Consider the following 14979-nt stretch of genomic DNA (forward strand, 5'->3'; position numbering starts at 1 on the left):
GTCGCTATACTATTAATTGTTCAGTACATCAGATGCACCCGTAGCTCAGGGGATAGAGCACTGGTTTCCGGTACCAGGTGTCGGGAGTTCGAATCTCTCCGGGTGTACCATTTATTCAACTACAAGGCAATGCCAGCAATGGCATTGCCTTTTTTCTATACTGATATGTTTCGTTTGCCCTTGTAATGGAAAAATACCTAAAAGTCGCATCGTATCTTTTGACCAATATTGACCAAAGGATTATGATAAGGATAAGTCGAATAGGAAGCTACATACCAACTATAAGGAGGCAAAGACTATGTTAATTCCAACAGTCATCGAACAAACAAACCGCGGGGAACGTGCTTACGATATCTACTCACGTTTGCTAAAAGACCGCATTATTCTTCTCGGGAGCGCGATTGACGACAACGTCGCCAACTCAGTCGTTGCCCAACTTCTGTTCTTAGCAGCAGAAGATCCAGATAAAGAAATCTCGCTTTACATCAACAGCCCAGGTGGTTCGATCACTGCCGGTATGGCGATTTACGATACAATGAACTTCATCAAGCCACAAGTTTCAACAATTTGTATCGGTATGGCAGCATCGATGGGTGCGTTCTTGCTACAAGCAGGCGCAAAAGGAAAACGTTTCGCGTTACCAAACGCTGAAATCATGATTCACCAACCACTCGGTGGTACACAAGGTCAAGCATCGGATATCAAAATCCATGCGGAGCGTATCATCAAAATGCGTGAGCACCTCAACAAAATCATGGCTGAAAACACAGGACAACCACTTGAAGTCATCGAACGCGATACAGAGCGTGACAACTTCATGTCAGCACAAGCTGCTGCTGATTACGGTCTCATCGACCGCGTCATGGAACGTGCATAAGTCATCCAGAGTGTCTCCTTCGGGAGGCACTTTTTTTGTATCCATAGAAAATCGAAGCCTTGTCGGTTATCGTTACATACAAAAAAACCTCCCGTTCCTTATAGAACGAGAGGGCGATGATCAGTCGATCAAGTCTGTGATGTCTGAAACGATATCGTGGTTTTCACGAATCAGCGAGTAGATCGCGTTCGCATGTGGCGAAAGCTCTTCTTCTGCTTGTAATTGTTTCAGGAATAAAGATGTTGCGAACGCAACGAGTGTGCTTTTCGGTACACCGATTGCTTTTGCTTTTTTTGTTAACACTTCATCAAACTTCGCATCGACTGTCAGCGAAATACGTTTCTTTTCGTTAGCCATTTCAAAAACTCCTTAATTCGAACATTTAGTTGCATCGACTATATATTATAGTAGACTATGGTTCATCCCGCAAGCGACCCTCTTATATGGCCCCTGTCATCGACTCGCCATTTCGTACTTTTTCAGCGATTTGATCAATCTTCCGCAACCGGTGATTGATCCCTGATTTTGAGATGGAGCCGCTTTCGACCATCTCCCCGAGCTCTTGCAACGTGACGTCTTGATGTGTCACACGCAAAATCGCAATCTCCTTCAACTTATCCGGTAAGACATCGAGCCCGACCGTCCGCTCGAGGAACTTGATGTTCTCAACTTGGCGTAATGCCGCACCAACCGTTTTGTTGAGGTTCGCCGTCTCACAGTTGACGAGACGGTTGACCGAGTTACGCATATCTTTTAAGATCCGGACGTCCTCGAACCGTAGCATCGATTGTGTCGCATCAACGAGCTTGAGGAAATCAGAAATCTTCTCGCTCTCCTTGATATAAAGGATATGTCCCTTTTTCCGTTCGATTGCCTTTGCGTTCAAATCAAAAACGTTTGATAGACCGCGGAGCGCCGCATTGTGTTCTTCATATAAGCTGAAGATCTCCAAGTGATACGACGACGTCGCCGGATTGTTGAGCGAACCCCCGGCGAGGAACGCCCCTCGTAAATACGCGCGTGCTTTTCGTTCATCGTTTAAGATCGTGTCACTTATGGAACGAATCATCGTGAATCCTTCTCCTAAAATCCCGAGGTCTTGCAAAATCTTATCCGCCTGTTGTTTGACGCGGACGATGTAGACATTATTCTTTTTCAGACGCATTTTCTTCCGAACGAGCAGATCGAGATGAACCCCGTATGCTTTTTTCAAAAGCGAATAGATCCGACGGGCAATCGAGGCATTCTCGGTCGAGATATCGAGTGTCAGACCACGTCCGAGACCGAACGAGATCGCACCGTTCATCCGGGCAAGCGCCGCGAGTTCCGCCTTCATCTCGTGATCGGTGATCGGAATCTGCGTTAATTCTTTTTTGACTTCTGAGGCAAAGCTCATGTCAGCTCCTCCTTTCCTTCGAGTTGACGCATACGTCGAATCGACAACACTTTTCGCATGACGAGGCTTGCGACAGCATCTGAGTCATGACGGATGAAGTGATGATTGTAATCGACGATATCGTCCGCAAGCACTTCAACGCCTGCTAACTCGAATTGTTTTTCATTATAGGTGACGATGTCAGCGTGATCCTTTTGGTATTTCTTCAGGTAACTCGCATCGATCGATTCATTATTAACGATGATCGTATCGACGACTCCTTGTCCGAGGAAGCGTTCGAGTGCCGCTAAATGTTCATTGGCTGTGAACGCCGTCGTCTCACCGGGCTGCGTCATGACGTTACAGATGTAGACGACTGGAGCTAGCGATTGCTGGATTGCTTCCCGGATTTCGTCGATCAGAACGTTCGGGATGATACTCGTATAGAGACTGCCCGGACCAAGGACGATAACATCGGCATCAAGAATCGCCTGAATCGCTTCCGGTACTGGACGGACATCTTGTTCTTCAAGGAAAATCCGTTCAATCTTCTTACCGACCTTCGGAATCAACGACTCGCCTTTAACGATCGTTCCGTCCTCGAACTCGGCACAGAGCGTGATCGTCCGTTCCGTCGCCGGATAGACTTTTCCTTCCGCGTTCAACAGTTGCCCCATGACACCGATCGCTTCAACGAACGAACCGTTACAAAGTTGGGTTGCTGCCGTCAACATCAGATTTCCGAGTGAATGACCATGCAGTCCTTCCCCGGTCTCGAACCGGTACTGCATGATCCGGTCCATCAATGTCTCTGACTTCGATAAGGAGACGATGACGTTTCGGATATCGCCCGGCGGCAACATATTGAATTCCGTCCGCAAACGACCAGAACTGCCCCCGTCATCAGCAACGGTGACGATGGCTGTGATGTCAAGCGGGTAATGTTTCAGTCCACGAAGAAGCGTCGAGAGTCCTGTTCCACCACCGACAGCGACGACTTTACGTTCCCATTTCATCACTTCTCCCCCTTCGCATACACATAATCCCGGTGATTCGTCTCAATATGATACTGCGTCGCAAATTCTTTACTGATCGCTTCTGCAAACGTGATTGAGCGATGTTTCCCACCTGTACAACCGAGGGCGATGACGAGTTGCGACTTCCCTTCCCGCTCGTATTGCGGAATCAGGAATTCGAGCAGGTCGACGAGTTTTTTATAGAACAGCTTTGCTTCCGGCCATTGCATGACGTACGATGCCACTTCCTCGTCAAGTCCAGTTTTTGGACGCAACTCTGGAATGTAGAACGGGTTCGGTAAGAAGCGCAGGTCAAAGACAAGATCCGCATCAAGCGGTAAGCCATGTTTAAAGCCGAACGACATGACGTTGACCGTGAACGGAATCCGTGTGCCTTCCGTGAACTCCTTTAAGAGACGTTCTTTCAGTGCAAGCGGCTTGATGTCACTCGTATCAATCAGCATCTGTGCTTTATCGCGGAATCCTTCGAGCAACGTCCGTTCACGTTCGATTCCAATCAATGGTGAATCCGTCGGTGCAAGTGGATGCGAACGACGCGATTCCTTGTAACGGCGGACAAGGACATCGTTTCGTGCATCAAGGTACAGCATCCGGATTTGTAAGTCCGTTTTCTTTAAATCCTCATAGACGACAAAAAAGCTGTCGATGAAATCACGCGCGCGGGTATCGATGGCAACGGCGATTTTAGGACGCACTTGTCCAATGACTTCGATGAGATGCGGCAGTAACGTCGGGGGTAGATTGTCGACACAAAAATAGCCTAAGTCCTCAAAGCTGTTCATTGCGACAGTCTTCCCAGCCCCACTCATACCCGTGATGATGACAAGTTGCGGTTGATTCTGTTCCATCTTTTCGCCCTCCAGACAACAGTTCCGTGTGTATTTTTTCGCTTCTTTTTCAGTATATCATAAAAAAAGAGCCAGCTTCACTGAAGTCTCCTTCAATGAAACTGGTTCGATATTATGCGTGTGAGGATTCTTGTAATTCTTCAAGCAACGCTTCAATGAAATGCTGTGCATTTTGCGCTGCGATCGAACCATCGTTCGTTGCTGTAACGACTTGGCGCAATGTTTTTTCACGAACGTCACCAGCAGCAAAGATACCTTTGATGTTCGTTTCCATCGCTTCGTTCGTCACGACGTAACCTTGGTCGTTCAAAATACCGAGATCTTGGACGTAACCTGTGATTGGGTTCATTCCGATGTAGATGAAGACCCCATCGATCGGATGCGTCGTCACGTCAGCTGTTTTTGTATTGATCAGCTCGATACCGCCGACTTTCCCGTCTTGTTCGTTGATCTGTTTAACCGTATGGTTCCAGATGAAGTCGATTTTCGGGTTGTCGAACGCACGTTTTTGAAGGATTTTTTGAGCGCGGAGCTCATCACGACGGTGAACGATCGTGACTTTTTTCGCGAAACGTGTCAAGTAGACACCTTCTTCTACCGCAGAGTCCCCGCCACCGATGACGAAGAGTTCTTTTTCTTTGAAGAACGCCCCATCACAGACCGCACAATACGAGACACCGCGACCGCCGAGCTCTTCTTCTCCCGGTACACCGATTTTTTTATATTGTGCACCAGACGCGATGATGATTGCCCGTGCGTAGTAATCTTTGTTGTGTGCATGAATCGTTTTGTATGCTTTACCGTCTTCGATGCTTCGAACATCTCCGTACGCATATTCTGCGCCGAATGCTTTCGAGTGGTCGAACATTTTTTGTGAGAGATCTGGTCCGAGGATGCTATCGTATCCTGGGTAGTTCTCGATATCTTCTGTGTTCGCCATCTGACCGCCCGGAATCCCGCGTTCGATCATCAATGTCGAAAGGTTCGCACGTGATGCATAAAGTGCGGCTGTCATCCCAGCAGGACCTGCCCCGATGATGATGACGTCATAAATTTTTTGTTCTGTTTCCGCCATGATTCCACCCCATTTATCGTAATCGTTGTAGTTTGAGTATAGGTGAGAATCCCCTAAACGTCTAACACTTTGCTTGCAGCGGTGCCAGCATCCGTTCATGTGTCCGGATCATTGACGCGACATGATCGAACGAACAATCGACGAGCGATGCGCATTCCTCGATCAACATTCCGTCTCGTAAATCATGGAACAGGTAAAGCAGTGATGCCGCGGATGCTTCAATTGAATCGAACGATTCTCCACTTAAAACGAGCTGTGCGAAGCGCTCATAAAAGTCCCCTTCAAGACTCATCCGTTCTTCATCTGAAACGAATCGTTCTGCAAGACGGATCGTCTGCAATGCCCGGTGAATGCGTTCATCCACGACATCGGTCCGTCCTTCCATCTCGATGACAATCTGTTCCGTCAGTAACAGGACGTCCTCTCGGTCCGTTACTTCTGGCATCATCGACAATGCAAGCCGTGCTTCGGCATCGTTCAGCTTGCCAAGAAGAAGTGCCGTGAAGATTCGCGAGACGTCATCTTCCGTCTTCAACGCTTGGATGAGTGCCGAGCGAAACTGCAGGTTGTGGCGGATGTCATACGTATCCGTTTCTTCCTTTAACGCTTGTGCTTCGTCTGACTTTAAGAAAGCGGCTGCCTCTTCGACATGTCCTGTCTTATAAGCAGAAATCGATAACCAGTGCCCAAAGAGGGGATCTCCTCGGTACCCGCGACGCTCGAGTAATTTCAACTCTTCATAGGCGATATCGTACCGTCCGATGATCGCAAGTGTTGATGCGACCTTATAACGTGTCTCAAGATGCACGGAACGGACGTGTTCGAGCTGACGAGAGAGACGATGCGCCTCTTCGTCCTGTCCCATCTCGTGTAGCAAGACGAGCGTGTTACAGAGGGCATGCAAATTCCCCGGGTTTCCTTCAAGGACCCGTTCGAGGGAAGCGAATGCCTGATCATTCTCTCCTAAATAAAACTCGACGATCGCGAGGTTGTTGTAGGCAGGCCAGAACGTCGGGTACTGGGCAATCAGTCCAGTCAACGTCTCCTGTGCCGCGAACAGCATCCCTTTATCGATTTGGCGTTGTGCTTGACCGTGCAGACGAATCAATTCATCCTCTTCGTCGTCTTCCATCTCTTGTTCGAGATCAATCAGTTCCACGAGTGCGGCCGATGCCTCCGCGTGTTTACCGTTTGGTGCTTGCTCTAAATATTCCATCGCATGCTGTCGCGCTTCTTCATAAAGTGAGACGTGTGCGTAGTTATTCGCTAAATAAAAGAGTGCTTCCGTATTTGATGCGTCGAGTGCGCGTACTTGTTTCAAGACATCATTCGCATGATTGATTTCTCCTGTCTCGAATAAGACACGGGCATAACGGAGCAAATAACGGATGTCCGCTGGCTGAAGTGTCGTCGCCTCATCTAAATGATAGACGGCTTCATCCAGTCGCCCTTCCCGGTGCGCCTTCCGTCCGCGGAAATAAAAAAGTTCCGCTTGGCGCGCTGTTATCGCAAAGGGGTCTGCTTTGTATTTGGTTAATTCCATCATGATTCAAGCCCCCATAAATAGTAAACTGGTTTCGTAGTTGCAGACACAAGAATACCCTATCTCTAGAAGGCATGCAACAGAAAAAAACGCCGGAGTTCATCCCCAGCGTTTTGCATAAATCGATTCCAGTTCTTTGTAATTCTCTAAGCATTTTCGTACAAAAGCATCCGTCTCTGGATTCAGTCCTTCAAGACGTGCCACGTCCTTGTCATATGCCTGCCGTAAGCTCGTCGCATAATCGGGAATCTCTCCGTCATATGCATAAACGACTGCGGGCGAAACCGTGATCTTTTCGTGCTTATGCAAGGCGGTCCGGATATGAAACAGCGGGACATCGACTTGGTTCGGTTGATGAAGATCTCCTTGAACCGGATGCTTTTCGACAGCCAGCACCTCCACGACGAGACCTTGTGGACGTTCGGCGAATAATCTTCCGAAATACTTTCCTGTCTTATACGTAAAGCGGATGTGCGTCATCTTTTTTCCTTCTTCCTTCTCACAGTTTTGTCACATTTCGTGCCGGCGAAGCGGCTGACTCGAGACGCGTTCGTTCGGAGCGATGTCCCGGTGAACAACCGATCCGGCACCGACAACGGCACCATCTCCGATCGTCACACCCGGAAGGATCGTCACGTTCGCACCAATCAAGACGTTATTTCCAATGACGACGTCACCTAAACGATACTCCGTCGTCAAATATTCATGACAGAGGATCGTCGTATTGAAGCCGATGATCGTATTGTCACCAATCGTAATTCGCTCCGGGAACATCGTGTCTGGCATCACCATCAAGGCAAGTGCCGTCTTCTCCCCGATCTTCATTCGGAGGCACGTCCGGTAGAGCGCGTTCTTAAAGCGTAACGACGGGGCAAACCGACCAATCGTGACGATCGTAAAGCACCACATCACTTTAAAGAACGACACCGTCCGGTACATATGCCAAAGTGGATTCGTCGTTCCGACCTGAAACCGATCAGTTCGCCGTGCCATTTTGTTCCTCCAGCCAAGCAGCGAGATGATCCATCGAATCAATGATGACATCCGGTTCGAGAGCTTCTAAGTACGCACGTCCTTTGATCGCCCAACCGACCGCGACTGTCTTCACTCCTGCGTTCTTGCCCCCAAGGATGTCCGTATCGTTGTCACCGACCATGATCGTCTCGTCTGGTGTTGATCCAAGTAACTGCATCGCTTTCTCAAACGGCTCGACGGCTGGTTTTTCTTCCGTTACGTCGTCCGCTGCGATGACAGCGTCAAAGAGTGACGTCAATCCGAATAACTCGATCCCGCGTAAGGCAACGCGACGACTCTTCGACGTCACGACCGCCATCTTATAGCCTGCTTCATGCAAACGACGTAATCCGTCAAGCACACCTGGATACTCGAGTACAAGCGCGTCATGCATAGCGATGTTGTAGCTCCGGTAAAAAGCAACCATCTCTTTCCACTGTTCCGTATTCATCGCTGAGAATGACTTTTCAAGCGTCGGACCGATGAACGGAAGCAGTTCCGCTTCCGTGAACGTCCGGTCGGGGTAATAGTAACTGAGCGTATGCTCAAAGCTTTTTAAGATCAATGGATTCGTATCAATCAACGTTCCATCTAAGTCAAACAAAAGTGTGCGAATCATCGATTACTTCGCCTCCTTTTTTGAACCGTCCAAGTAACGAACGGCATTGCGACGAATGACGAGCATGATCACACCGAAGATGACTAAACAGATCGAGACGACTTGCGCCGTCCGCAGTCCGTCAGCCATCAGACTATCCGTCCGGAGTCCTTCGATAAAGTAGCGTCCGATCGAATACCAAATCAAATAACCGAGGAAGACATATCCACGACGTGGGTTGAACTTCATCCGCCAGACGATTAATAGAATGACACCAATGATGTTCCAGATGCTTTCATAGAGGAATGTCGGTAAGTAGTACGTCCCGTCGATGTACATCTGATTGACGATCCAGTTTGGTAAGTGCAACGTATCTTGTAAGTACGACCACGTCGTCTCGCCGCCGTGTGCTTCTTGGTTGAAGAAGTTGCCCCAGCGTCCGACGGCTTGACCGAACAAGAGCGACGGTGCCAGAATATCAGCGATCTGCCAGAACGAGATCTTTTTCTTACGTGTATAGATGATGACCGTCAAAATCGCGCCGATGATCGCGCCATGGATCGCGATTCCACCTTGGCGGATGTTGATGATCTGATCGAGATGCTGACTGTAGTAGTCCCACTCGAACGCGACGTAGTAAATCCGGGCACAGATGATACTGATCGGAATCGACCAGATGACGACATCGACCGCATACTCTTCATTGAAGCCGATCCGCTTCGATTCGAAGATCGCGATCAACAGACCGACGACCGCACCGAGTGCGATGACGATCCCGTACCAGTAAATCGGTACCGGTCCGAGATTGATTGCGACGCGATCAAACGTTGGTTGTACAGAGGCTAGAGTTCCCATCAAAGACCACCATTCCCATCTTCAATTGCTTGTGCGAGACGTCCCGCGAATTCTTCTGCTGTATTAATGCCCATGTTTTTCAGGCGATAGTTCATCGCTGCCACCTCAATAATGACGGCGAGGTTTCGTCCGGGACGAACCGGAATCGTCAAGAACGGGATTTCCGTATCGATGATTTGAAGCGTCTCTTGATCCAGACCAACGCGGTCATAGACTTTCGATTGATCCCAAATCTCGAGGTTACAGACGAGGCTGATCTTCTTGTGCGAGCGAACAGCACCTGCACCAAACAACGTCATCACGTCGATGATCCCGATTCCACGAATCTCAAGCAGATGTTGAATCAACTTCGGTGCCGTTCCGACTAGAATCCCGTCACCCGTTTGACGAATCTCGACCGAGTCATCTGCGACCAGACGATGACCCCGCTTGACGAGTTCGAGTGCTGTTTCCGATTTACCGACGCCACTTGCTCCTTTAATAAAGACGCCGACACCATAGATATCAACAAGGACACCATGCATTGCCGTCGTTGGCGCGAGTTCCGCTTCGAGGAAGTTCGTGATCTGTGACTCGACCGATGTCGTATGCCCTTTTGTCGTCAACAGTGGCACGTTCGTCTCGTCCGCAGCTTGGATGATCGCTTCCGGCACTTCAAATCCACGTGTGATCAAAATACCAGGTGTTTCATCTGTACAGAGGACGTTCGCTCGTTCACGTTGTTCCTCGTACGTTAAATTATTGAAGAACGTCAATTCTGTTTTTCCGAGAATTTGAAGACGTTCTGCCGGGTAATAGGCATAATAACCGGCAAGCACAAGGCCAGGTCGGCACAAATCAGCCGTTAGAATCGGGCGATGTAAGCCTTCTTCTCCCGTGACGATGTGGAGATTGAATTGTTTTACGATTTCAGCTGTTCGCACTTTTGGTTGCACGCTTCGTCAGCCCCTTTCACTTGAAGTATTGTACCATATTTTTATTCGGTTCATGGAATTGGATTAGAAGCATGATTTCTTGGGAATGGAATAAAGAGTTAATATTTTGAAGGAGGTTTTGCCATGATGTCAGGTGGCGGCATTTGGTTCGTTTTAGTACTTATTTTATTTGGGGTCCTCGCAATCGCTGGTTTCGTATATCTCGTGATTTCGCTGATCGATATGTGGAAAGCCTACTCCCGGAATCAAGATCAAACAGCCCTTTTATTCTTCATTATTTCCATTATCGGGATCTTCATCAGTGGGTCTTTCATCTCTTACGTCCTCGCGATCATCTTCTATTGGAATCGGGCACGCGGAAAGAGTTGGCTCGGCATCGGTCTGATCCTCGTGTCGATTTTCCTCGCGATTATCGGTGTCATCGCCTTACTCTCGTTCGGTTACGATATGAATAATATCGAGAACATGAACTTCGATGAACCGATGATGGATCAGGATTACGATTATTGATGTAGCTACACCCATCTTCTTATGAGGATGGGTGTTTTTACATGTGCAGACGAAGTCGTTCCGCATCTGTGACTCCTACAGGAAAAAGCGCGGTCATCCGCGCTGTCAGAGACAAACGAGACCCAGCTACTCGTTCCTAGAACGACGTAGCCGCGGCTCGTGTCTCACCTGAGGAAAGCACGCACAGCGGATACGATGTCATAAGAAAAGCGCAGCCTCTTTTTCAAGAAGTTGCGCCGAGTATGCTTATAACGCTTGTGGACTGAGGTGAACACCGTGCGTGACTGAAATCGTACCAGTCTTCGTATCCGCTTCGACCTCAATTTTAGGTGAACGACCGCGCCCTGAGACGAAATGGAGTTTCCGGTTGACGATCTCTTTTTGATCCCGAATCAATTCCATATCGTCAAGATTGCAGTTGAGACCACCGAAGTTCGTCTCAAGTTCTCCGTAGACTTCAGCGCCATGCGGCAACATCAAGGCGATGCTTCCGGCTAGTGACGACGCTTTGACCTTCGCATTTTGCGCCGTCTTCAGCTCGCACCGGACGTTTCCGTTCGCCGTTTTCAGTTCCGATCGTTCGAAGACACCTGTCGTGATGATTTGACCGTTAGCTGTCTTCGCTTTCAAGACTTTCAACTCCGACTCTTCGATTTCGATCGAGCCGTTCGCAGTTGATACTTTGACATCTTCACTGAAGAGGTCACGGACGTTGACTCGACCGTTCGCTGTCATCAGTTGAGCGGATGTCGTATCGAGTGACGTCAACGAAATTTCCCCGTTCAACGTCTGTAAGACGAATGATTCGTAATGGCGGCGTGGTACTTTCAGATGGACTGTCGCACGGACACTCTTATCCTTCAAACGGATCGAGAGTGTGTTCGCCGATACCGCGTGTTGCACAGCGGCTTGAAGTTGCTCAAGCGCCTGTTCTTCCGTCACCTGTTGGCGGCGGAGCGGACGTCCTGTCACCGTCAATTCGCATTCTTCAAGATCACTCGGTTCGACGACCAAGTTCGCATTGAACAGATCGACGTGAACCGTCTCACCGCTGAACGGGAATTGTTTGACGTAGGTGACGTTCGGACCGGACGCCTGATTAAGCGAAAGATCACTGTCCTTGATCCGGCTGACGAGATTATCGAACGCTGACATGACTTTCGTCGTCAGTGAATCGACAGAATACTGGTCGACCCGATCATATTGTTCTGGTTCATCGACGTACTTATGTTCACTGGCAGAAGTTGCACGTTCGTCGATCGCTTCGAGCCGCTCGAGTTTATCGAGTGCCTCATCAATCGTTAACTTTCCTTCTTTGACTTGCTCCAATATCAATTGACGCATATCTTGCTTCATGAACCGTTCCCTCCTATTCTTGAACCTCAAACGTGTGTTACATGATACTTTCGTTTAAGTTCCCTTAGTTCCTTCCTACGAATCCTCATCCACAAAAGTTTCACGATTCAATTCGTGCCGCATCGCGTTCAAGGACAGGTGCGAGGTATCGTCCCGTGTAGGATGCTTCAACTTCAGCGATCTGTTCCGGTGTACCGGCAGCAACGATCGTTCCGCCACCGTCGCCACCTTCAGGTCCGAGATCAATCAAATAGTCTGCTGTCTTAATGACGTCTAGATTGTGTTCGATGACGAGTACTGTATCACCATTGTCGACGAGTCGTTGTAAGACTTTCAGGAGGCGCGCGATATCGTGGACATGCAGTCCTGTCGTCGGTTCATCGAGGATATAGATCGTCTTCCCGGTCGAACGTTTATGCAGCTCGGATGCCAGTTTAACGCGCTGCGCTTCCCCACCAGACAGTTCCGTCGCGGGTTGACCGAGACGCATGTACGTCAGACCGACGTCAGCGATCGTCTGCAGTTTCCGCGTGATTTTCGGAATGTTCTCGAAGAAGGCAAGTGCATCTTCAACCGTCATCTCAAGCACGTCGGCAATCGTTTTGCCTTTATATTTCACTTCGAGTGTTTCGCGGTTATAACGTTTACCGTGACAGACTTCACACGGGACATAGACGTCCGGTAAGAAGTGCATCTCGATCTTGATGATCCCGTCGCCACGACACGCTTCACAGCGTCCACCCTTGATGTTGAAACTGAAACGTCCTTTTTTGTAACCACGGAGTTTCGCTTCGTTCGTCGAAGCAAAGACGTCCCGAATATCATCGAAGACACCCGTATACGTTGCCGGGTTCGAACGCGGTGTCCGACCGATTGGTGACTGATCGATATCGATGACCTTATCGATTTGATCCAGACCAGTGATTCCTTTATGGGCACCCGGTTTTTCTTTCGCCCGGTTCATCTCGTGGGCGATCGTCTTATAAAGAATTTCATTGATCAACGTCGATTTCCCGGATCCCGAGACACCAGTGACAGCGACGAACAGACCAAGCGGAATGTCGACATCGACATTTTTCAGATTGTTTTCCGATGCTTTGTGGATATGGAGCATCCGACCGTCTGGCTCTTTACGTGTCGACGGAACAGGAATGAACTTCTTCCCGGACAAGTATTGACCAGTCAACGAGTTCGCATCCTGCATCAACTCTTCCGGTTTTCCGGCTGCTGTGACGAATCCACCATGATCCCCGGCACCTGGTCCGATATCGATCAAGTAGTCGGCTGCCATCATCGTATCTTCATCGTGTTCGACGACGATCAGCGTATTGCCGAGATCACGCATCGCCTTCAGCGTATTGATCAGACGATCATTATCGCGTTGGTGTAAGCCGATCGATGGTTCATCCAGAACGTAGAGGACGCCCGTCAGACGCGAACCGATTTGTGTCGCAAGACGAATCCGTTGCGCTTCCCCACCGGATAATGTCCCCGCTGCGCGTGAGATCGTCAGGTAATCGAGACCGACGTTCTCAAGGAACGACGCCCGTTCATGAATCTCACGGACGATCATCCGCGAAATCGTCTGATCCTTCTCACTTAATTTCTCCGGTAGTTCGTCGAAGAACATGACCGCTTGTTTAACAGACATCTTCGTCACTTCACCGATATGGTGATCGGATACTTTGACGGCGAGCGATTCCCGTTTCAAGCGATGTCCTTTACACGTCGGACACGCCTTCTTCGCCATGTAGCCTTCCATCTGTTCCCGGATATAATCAGACGACGTCTCCTTGAAGCGACGTTGTAAGTTATTGAGAACTCCTTCGAAGTAGAGGTTCGTATTTCGGACCATCCCGAAGTCATTCTCATAACGGAAGTGAATCTCTTCCTTCGTGTTTCCGTTCAAGATCGTTTCGCGATGTTCTTCTGACAATTGTTCGAACGGTGTATCCATATCGATTTTGAAGTGGTCACAGACCGCTTTGAGCAATTGTGGATAATACTGCGAGCTCGTTGGTTCCCACGCCACGATTGCCCCTTCGTTCAATGACTTATCGGGATGCGGCACGACGAGATCAACATCGACCTCAAGCTTCGTTCCGAGACCATCACATGACGTACAAGCACCGAACGGTGAGTTGAACGAGAACATCCGTGGTTCGAGTTCGCCGATTGAGAAGCCACAAATTGGACAAGCATGATGTTCACTGAACAACAATTCGTTGCCGTCCATTGTATCGACGATGACCCGACCATCCGCGAGGCGAAGTGCAGTCTCAAGTGAGTCCGCAAGACGGGCTTCGACGTCTGGTCGCACGACGACACGGTCGACGACGACTTCGATCGAGTGTTTCTTGTTTTTCTCAAGCGTGATCTCTTCGGCGAGATCCATCGTCTCTCCGTTGACACGGACGCGGACGAAACCTTCCTTCTTCAAATCGTCGAGCACCTTGACGTGCGTTCCTTTGCGTCCGGAAACGATTGGCGCGAGAATTTGCAGACGCGTCCGCTCTGGTTGTTCCATCACTTGGTCAACCATCTGACTGATCGTCTGGCTCGAAATCTCGATTCCGTGATTCGGACAGATCGGCTTCCCGATCCGTGCGTATAACAGACGCAAGTAGTCATAAATCTCTGTGACCGTTCCGACCGTCGAACGTGGGTTTTTACTCGTCGTCTTTTGATCGATCGAAATTGCCGGACTCAGTCCTTCAATCGTATCGACATCTGGTTTATCCATTTGTCCGAGGAATTGACGAGCATAGGCAGACAAACTTTCGACATAACGACGTTGTCCTTCAGCATAAATCGTATCGAAGGCAAGCGACGATTTCCCTGAACCGGACAAGCCCGTCAAGACGACGAGCTGATCGCGGGGGATTTCGACATCGATGTTTTGTAGATTATTGACGCGAGCGCCTTTGATGATAATCTGATTCTTCTTTTCTCCCAA

Annotated in this window: 14 protein-coding genes, 1 tRNA gene and 1 pseudogene; 3 read left to right on the top strand and 13 right to left on the bottom strand. The window is 49.2% G+C overall.

What is annotated here, in order from left to right:
- Positions 1–34 precede the first annotated feature (34 nt).
- Together Q7C19_RS09230 and clpP are read left to right on the top strand one after the other, a co-directional pair.
- A tRNA-Arg gene (locus Q7C19_RS09230) sits at positions 35–110 on the top strand.
- Between the two features lie 182 nt (positions 111–292).
- A pseudogene (clpP, locus tag Q7C19_RS09235) lies at positions 293–877 on the top strand (ATP-dependent Clp endopeptidase proteolytic subunit ClpP); the annotation flags it as partial.
- A gap of 120 nt (positions 878–997) precedes the next feature.
- Here the strand turns inward: clpP and Q7C19_RS09240 are convergent.
- The 11 genes from Q7C19_RS09240 to hprK all read right to left on the bottom strand — a co-directional run bounded on the left by Q7C19_RS09240 (position 998) and on the right by hprK (position 10157).
- Positions 998–1234 (bottom strand): hypothetical protein, encoded by a 237-nt coding sequence (locus tag Q7C19_RS09240; RefSeq protein ID WP_035409978.1) that lies wholly within the window; start codon positions 1232–1234, stop codon positions 998–1000.
- Between the two features lie 82 nt (positions 1235–1316).
- A complete protein-coding gene (gene whiA, locus Q7C19_RS09245) occupies positions 1317–2273 on the bottom strand; it encodes a DNA-binding protein WhiA (RefSeq protein ID WP_035409981.1) in 957 nt (318 codons plus the stop codon).
- A complete protein-coding gene (locus Q7C19_RS09250; protein WP_035409984.1) occupies positions 2270–3268 on the bottom strand; it encodes a gluconeogenesis factor YvcK family protein in 999 nt (332 codons plus the stop codon). Before Q7C19_RS09250 ends, whiA begins: the two co-directional genes overlap by 4 nt.
- Positions 3268–4137, bottom strand: coding sequence for an RNase adapter RapZ (gene rapZ, locus Q7C19_RS09255; RefSeq protein ID WP_035409987.1), 870 nt, complete (start codon positions 4135–4137; stop codon positions 3268–3270). Before rapZ ends, Q7C19_RS09250 begins: the two co-directional genes overlap by 1 nt.
- A gap of 112 nt (positions 4138–4249) precedes the next feature.
- Positions 4250–5212: a thioredoxin-disulfide reductase gene (gene trxB / locus Q7C19_RS09260; protein WP_023469225.1), complete on the bottom strand. Its 963-nt coding sequence runs from the start codon at positions 5210–5212 to the stop codon at positions 4250–4252.
- A 61-nt stretch (positions 5213–5273) separates the two neighbouring features.
- The gene (locus Q7C19_RS09265; RefSeq protein WP_047393317.1) at positions 5274–6758 is read right to left on the bottom strand and encodes a tetratricopeptide repeat protein; all 1485 of its coding nucleotides are present in this window, start codon (positions 6756–6758) and stop codon (positions 5274–5276) included.
- A 96-nt stretch (positions 6759–6854) separates the two neighbouring features.
- Positions 6855–7235, bottom strand: coding sequence for a sporulation phosphorelay system protein KapB (gene kapB, locus Q7C19_RS09270; protein ID WP_023469227.1), 381 nt, complete (start codon positions 7233–7235; stop codon positions 6855–6857).
- A gap of 30 nt (positions 7236–7265) precedes the next feature.
- Positions 7266–7748, bottom strand: coding sequence for an acyltransferase (locus Q7C19_RS09275; protein WP_056062966.1), 483 nt, complete (start codon positions 7746–7748; stop codon positions 7266–7268).
- Positions 7732–8388, bottom strand: a complete 657-nt coding sequence (gene ppaX, locus Q7C19_RS09280; RefSeq protein WP_035409995.1) for a pyrophosphatase PpaX — start codon at positions 8386–8388, stop codon at positions 7732–7734. The genes Q7C19_RS09275 and ppaX overlap by 17 nt, the downstream gene beginning before the upstream one ends.
- A gap of 3 nt (positions 8389–8391) precedes the next feature.
- The gene (lgt, locus tag Q7C19_RS09285; protein WP_035409997.1) at positions 8392–9222 is read right to left on the bottom strand and encodes a prolipoprotein diacylglyceryl transferase; all 831 of its coding nucleotides are present in this window, start codon (positions 9220–9222) and stop codon (positions 8392–8394) included.
- Positions 9222–10157, bottom strand: a complete 936-nt coding sequence (gene hprK / locus Q7C19_RS09290; RefSeq protein ID WP_035396292.1) for an HPr(Ser) kinase/phosphatase — start codon at positions 10155–10157, stop codon at positions 9222–9224. Before hprK ends, lgt begins: the two co-directional genes overlap by 1 nt.
- A 123-nt stretch (positions 10158–10280) precedes the next feature.
- Here hprK and Q7C19_RS09295 point away from each other — a divergent pair, with 123 nt between their 5' ends.
- Positions 10281–10667, top strand: coding sequence for a hypothetical protein (locus Q7C19_RS09295; RefSeq protein ID WP_290773001.1), 387 nt, complete (start codon positions 10281–10283; stop codon positions 10665–10667).
- 246 nt (positions 10668–10913) lie between these two features.
- Here the strand turns inward: Q7C19_RS09295 and Q7C19_RS09300 are convergent, their stop codons facing one another.
- Together Q7C19_RS09300 and uvrA are read right to left on the bottom strand one after the other, a co-directional pair.
- Positions 10914–12023 (bottom strand): DUF4097 family beta strand repeat-containing protein, encoded by a 1110-nt coding sequence (locus Q7C19_RS09300; protein ID WP_149427770.1) that lies wholly within the window; start codon positions 12021–12023, stop codon positions 10914–10916.
- A gap of 100 nt (positions 12024–12123) precedes the next feature.
- Positions 12124–14979: an excinuclease ABC subunit UvrA gene (uvrA, locus tag Q7C19_RS09305; RefSeq protein ID WP_375091983.1), complete on the bottom strand. Its 2856-nt coding sequence runs from the start codon at positions 14977–14979 to the stop codon at positions 12124–12126.

The organism is Exiguobacterium sp. PHA03 (assembly GCF_041945985.1).
In the GTDB taxonomy this organism is placed as follows: Bacteria; Bacillota; Bacilli; order Exiguobacteriales; family Exiguobacteriaceae; genus Exiguobacterium_A.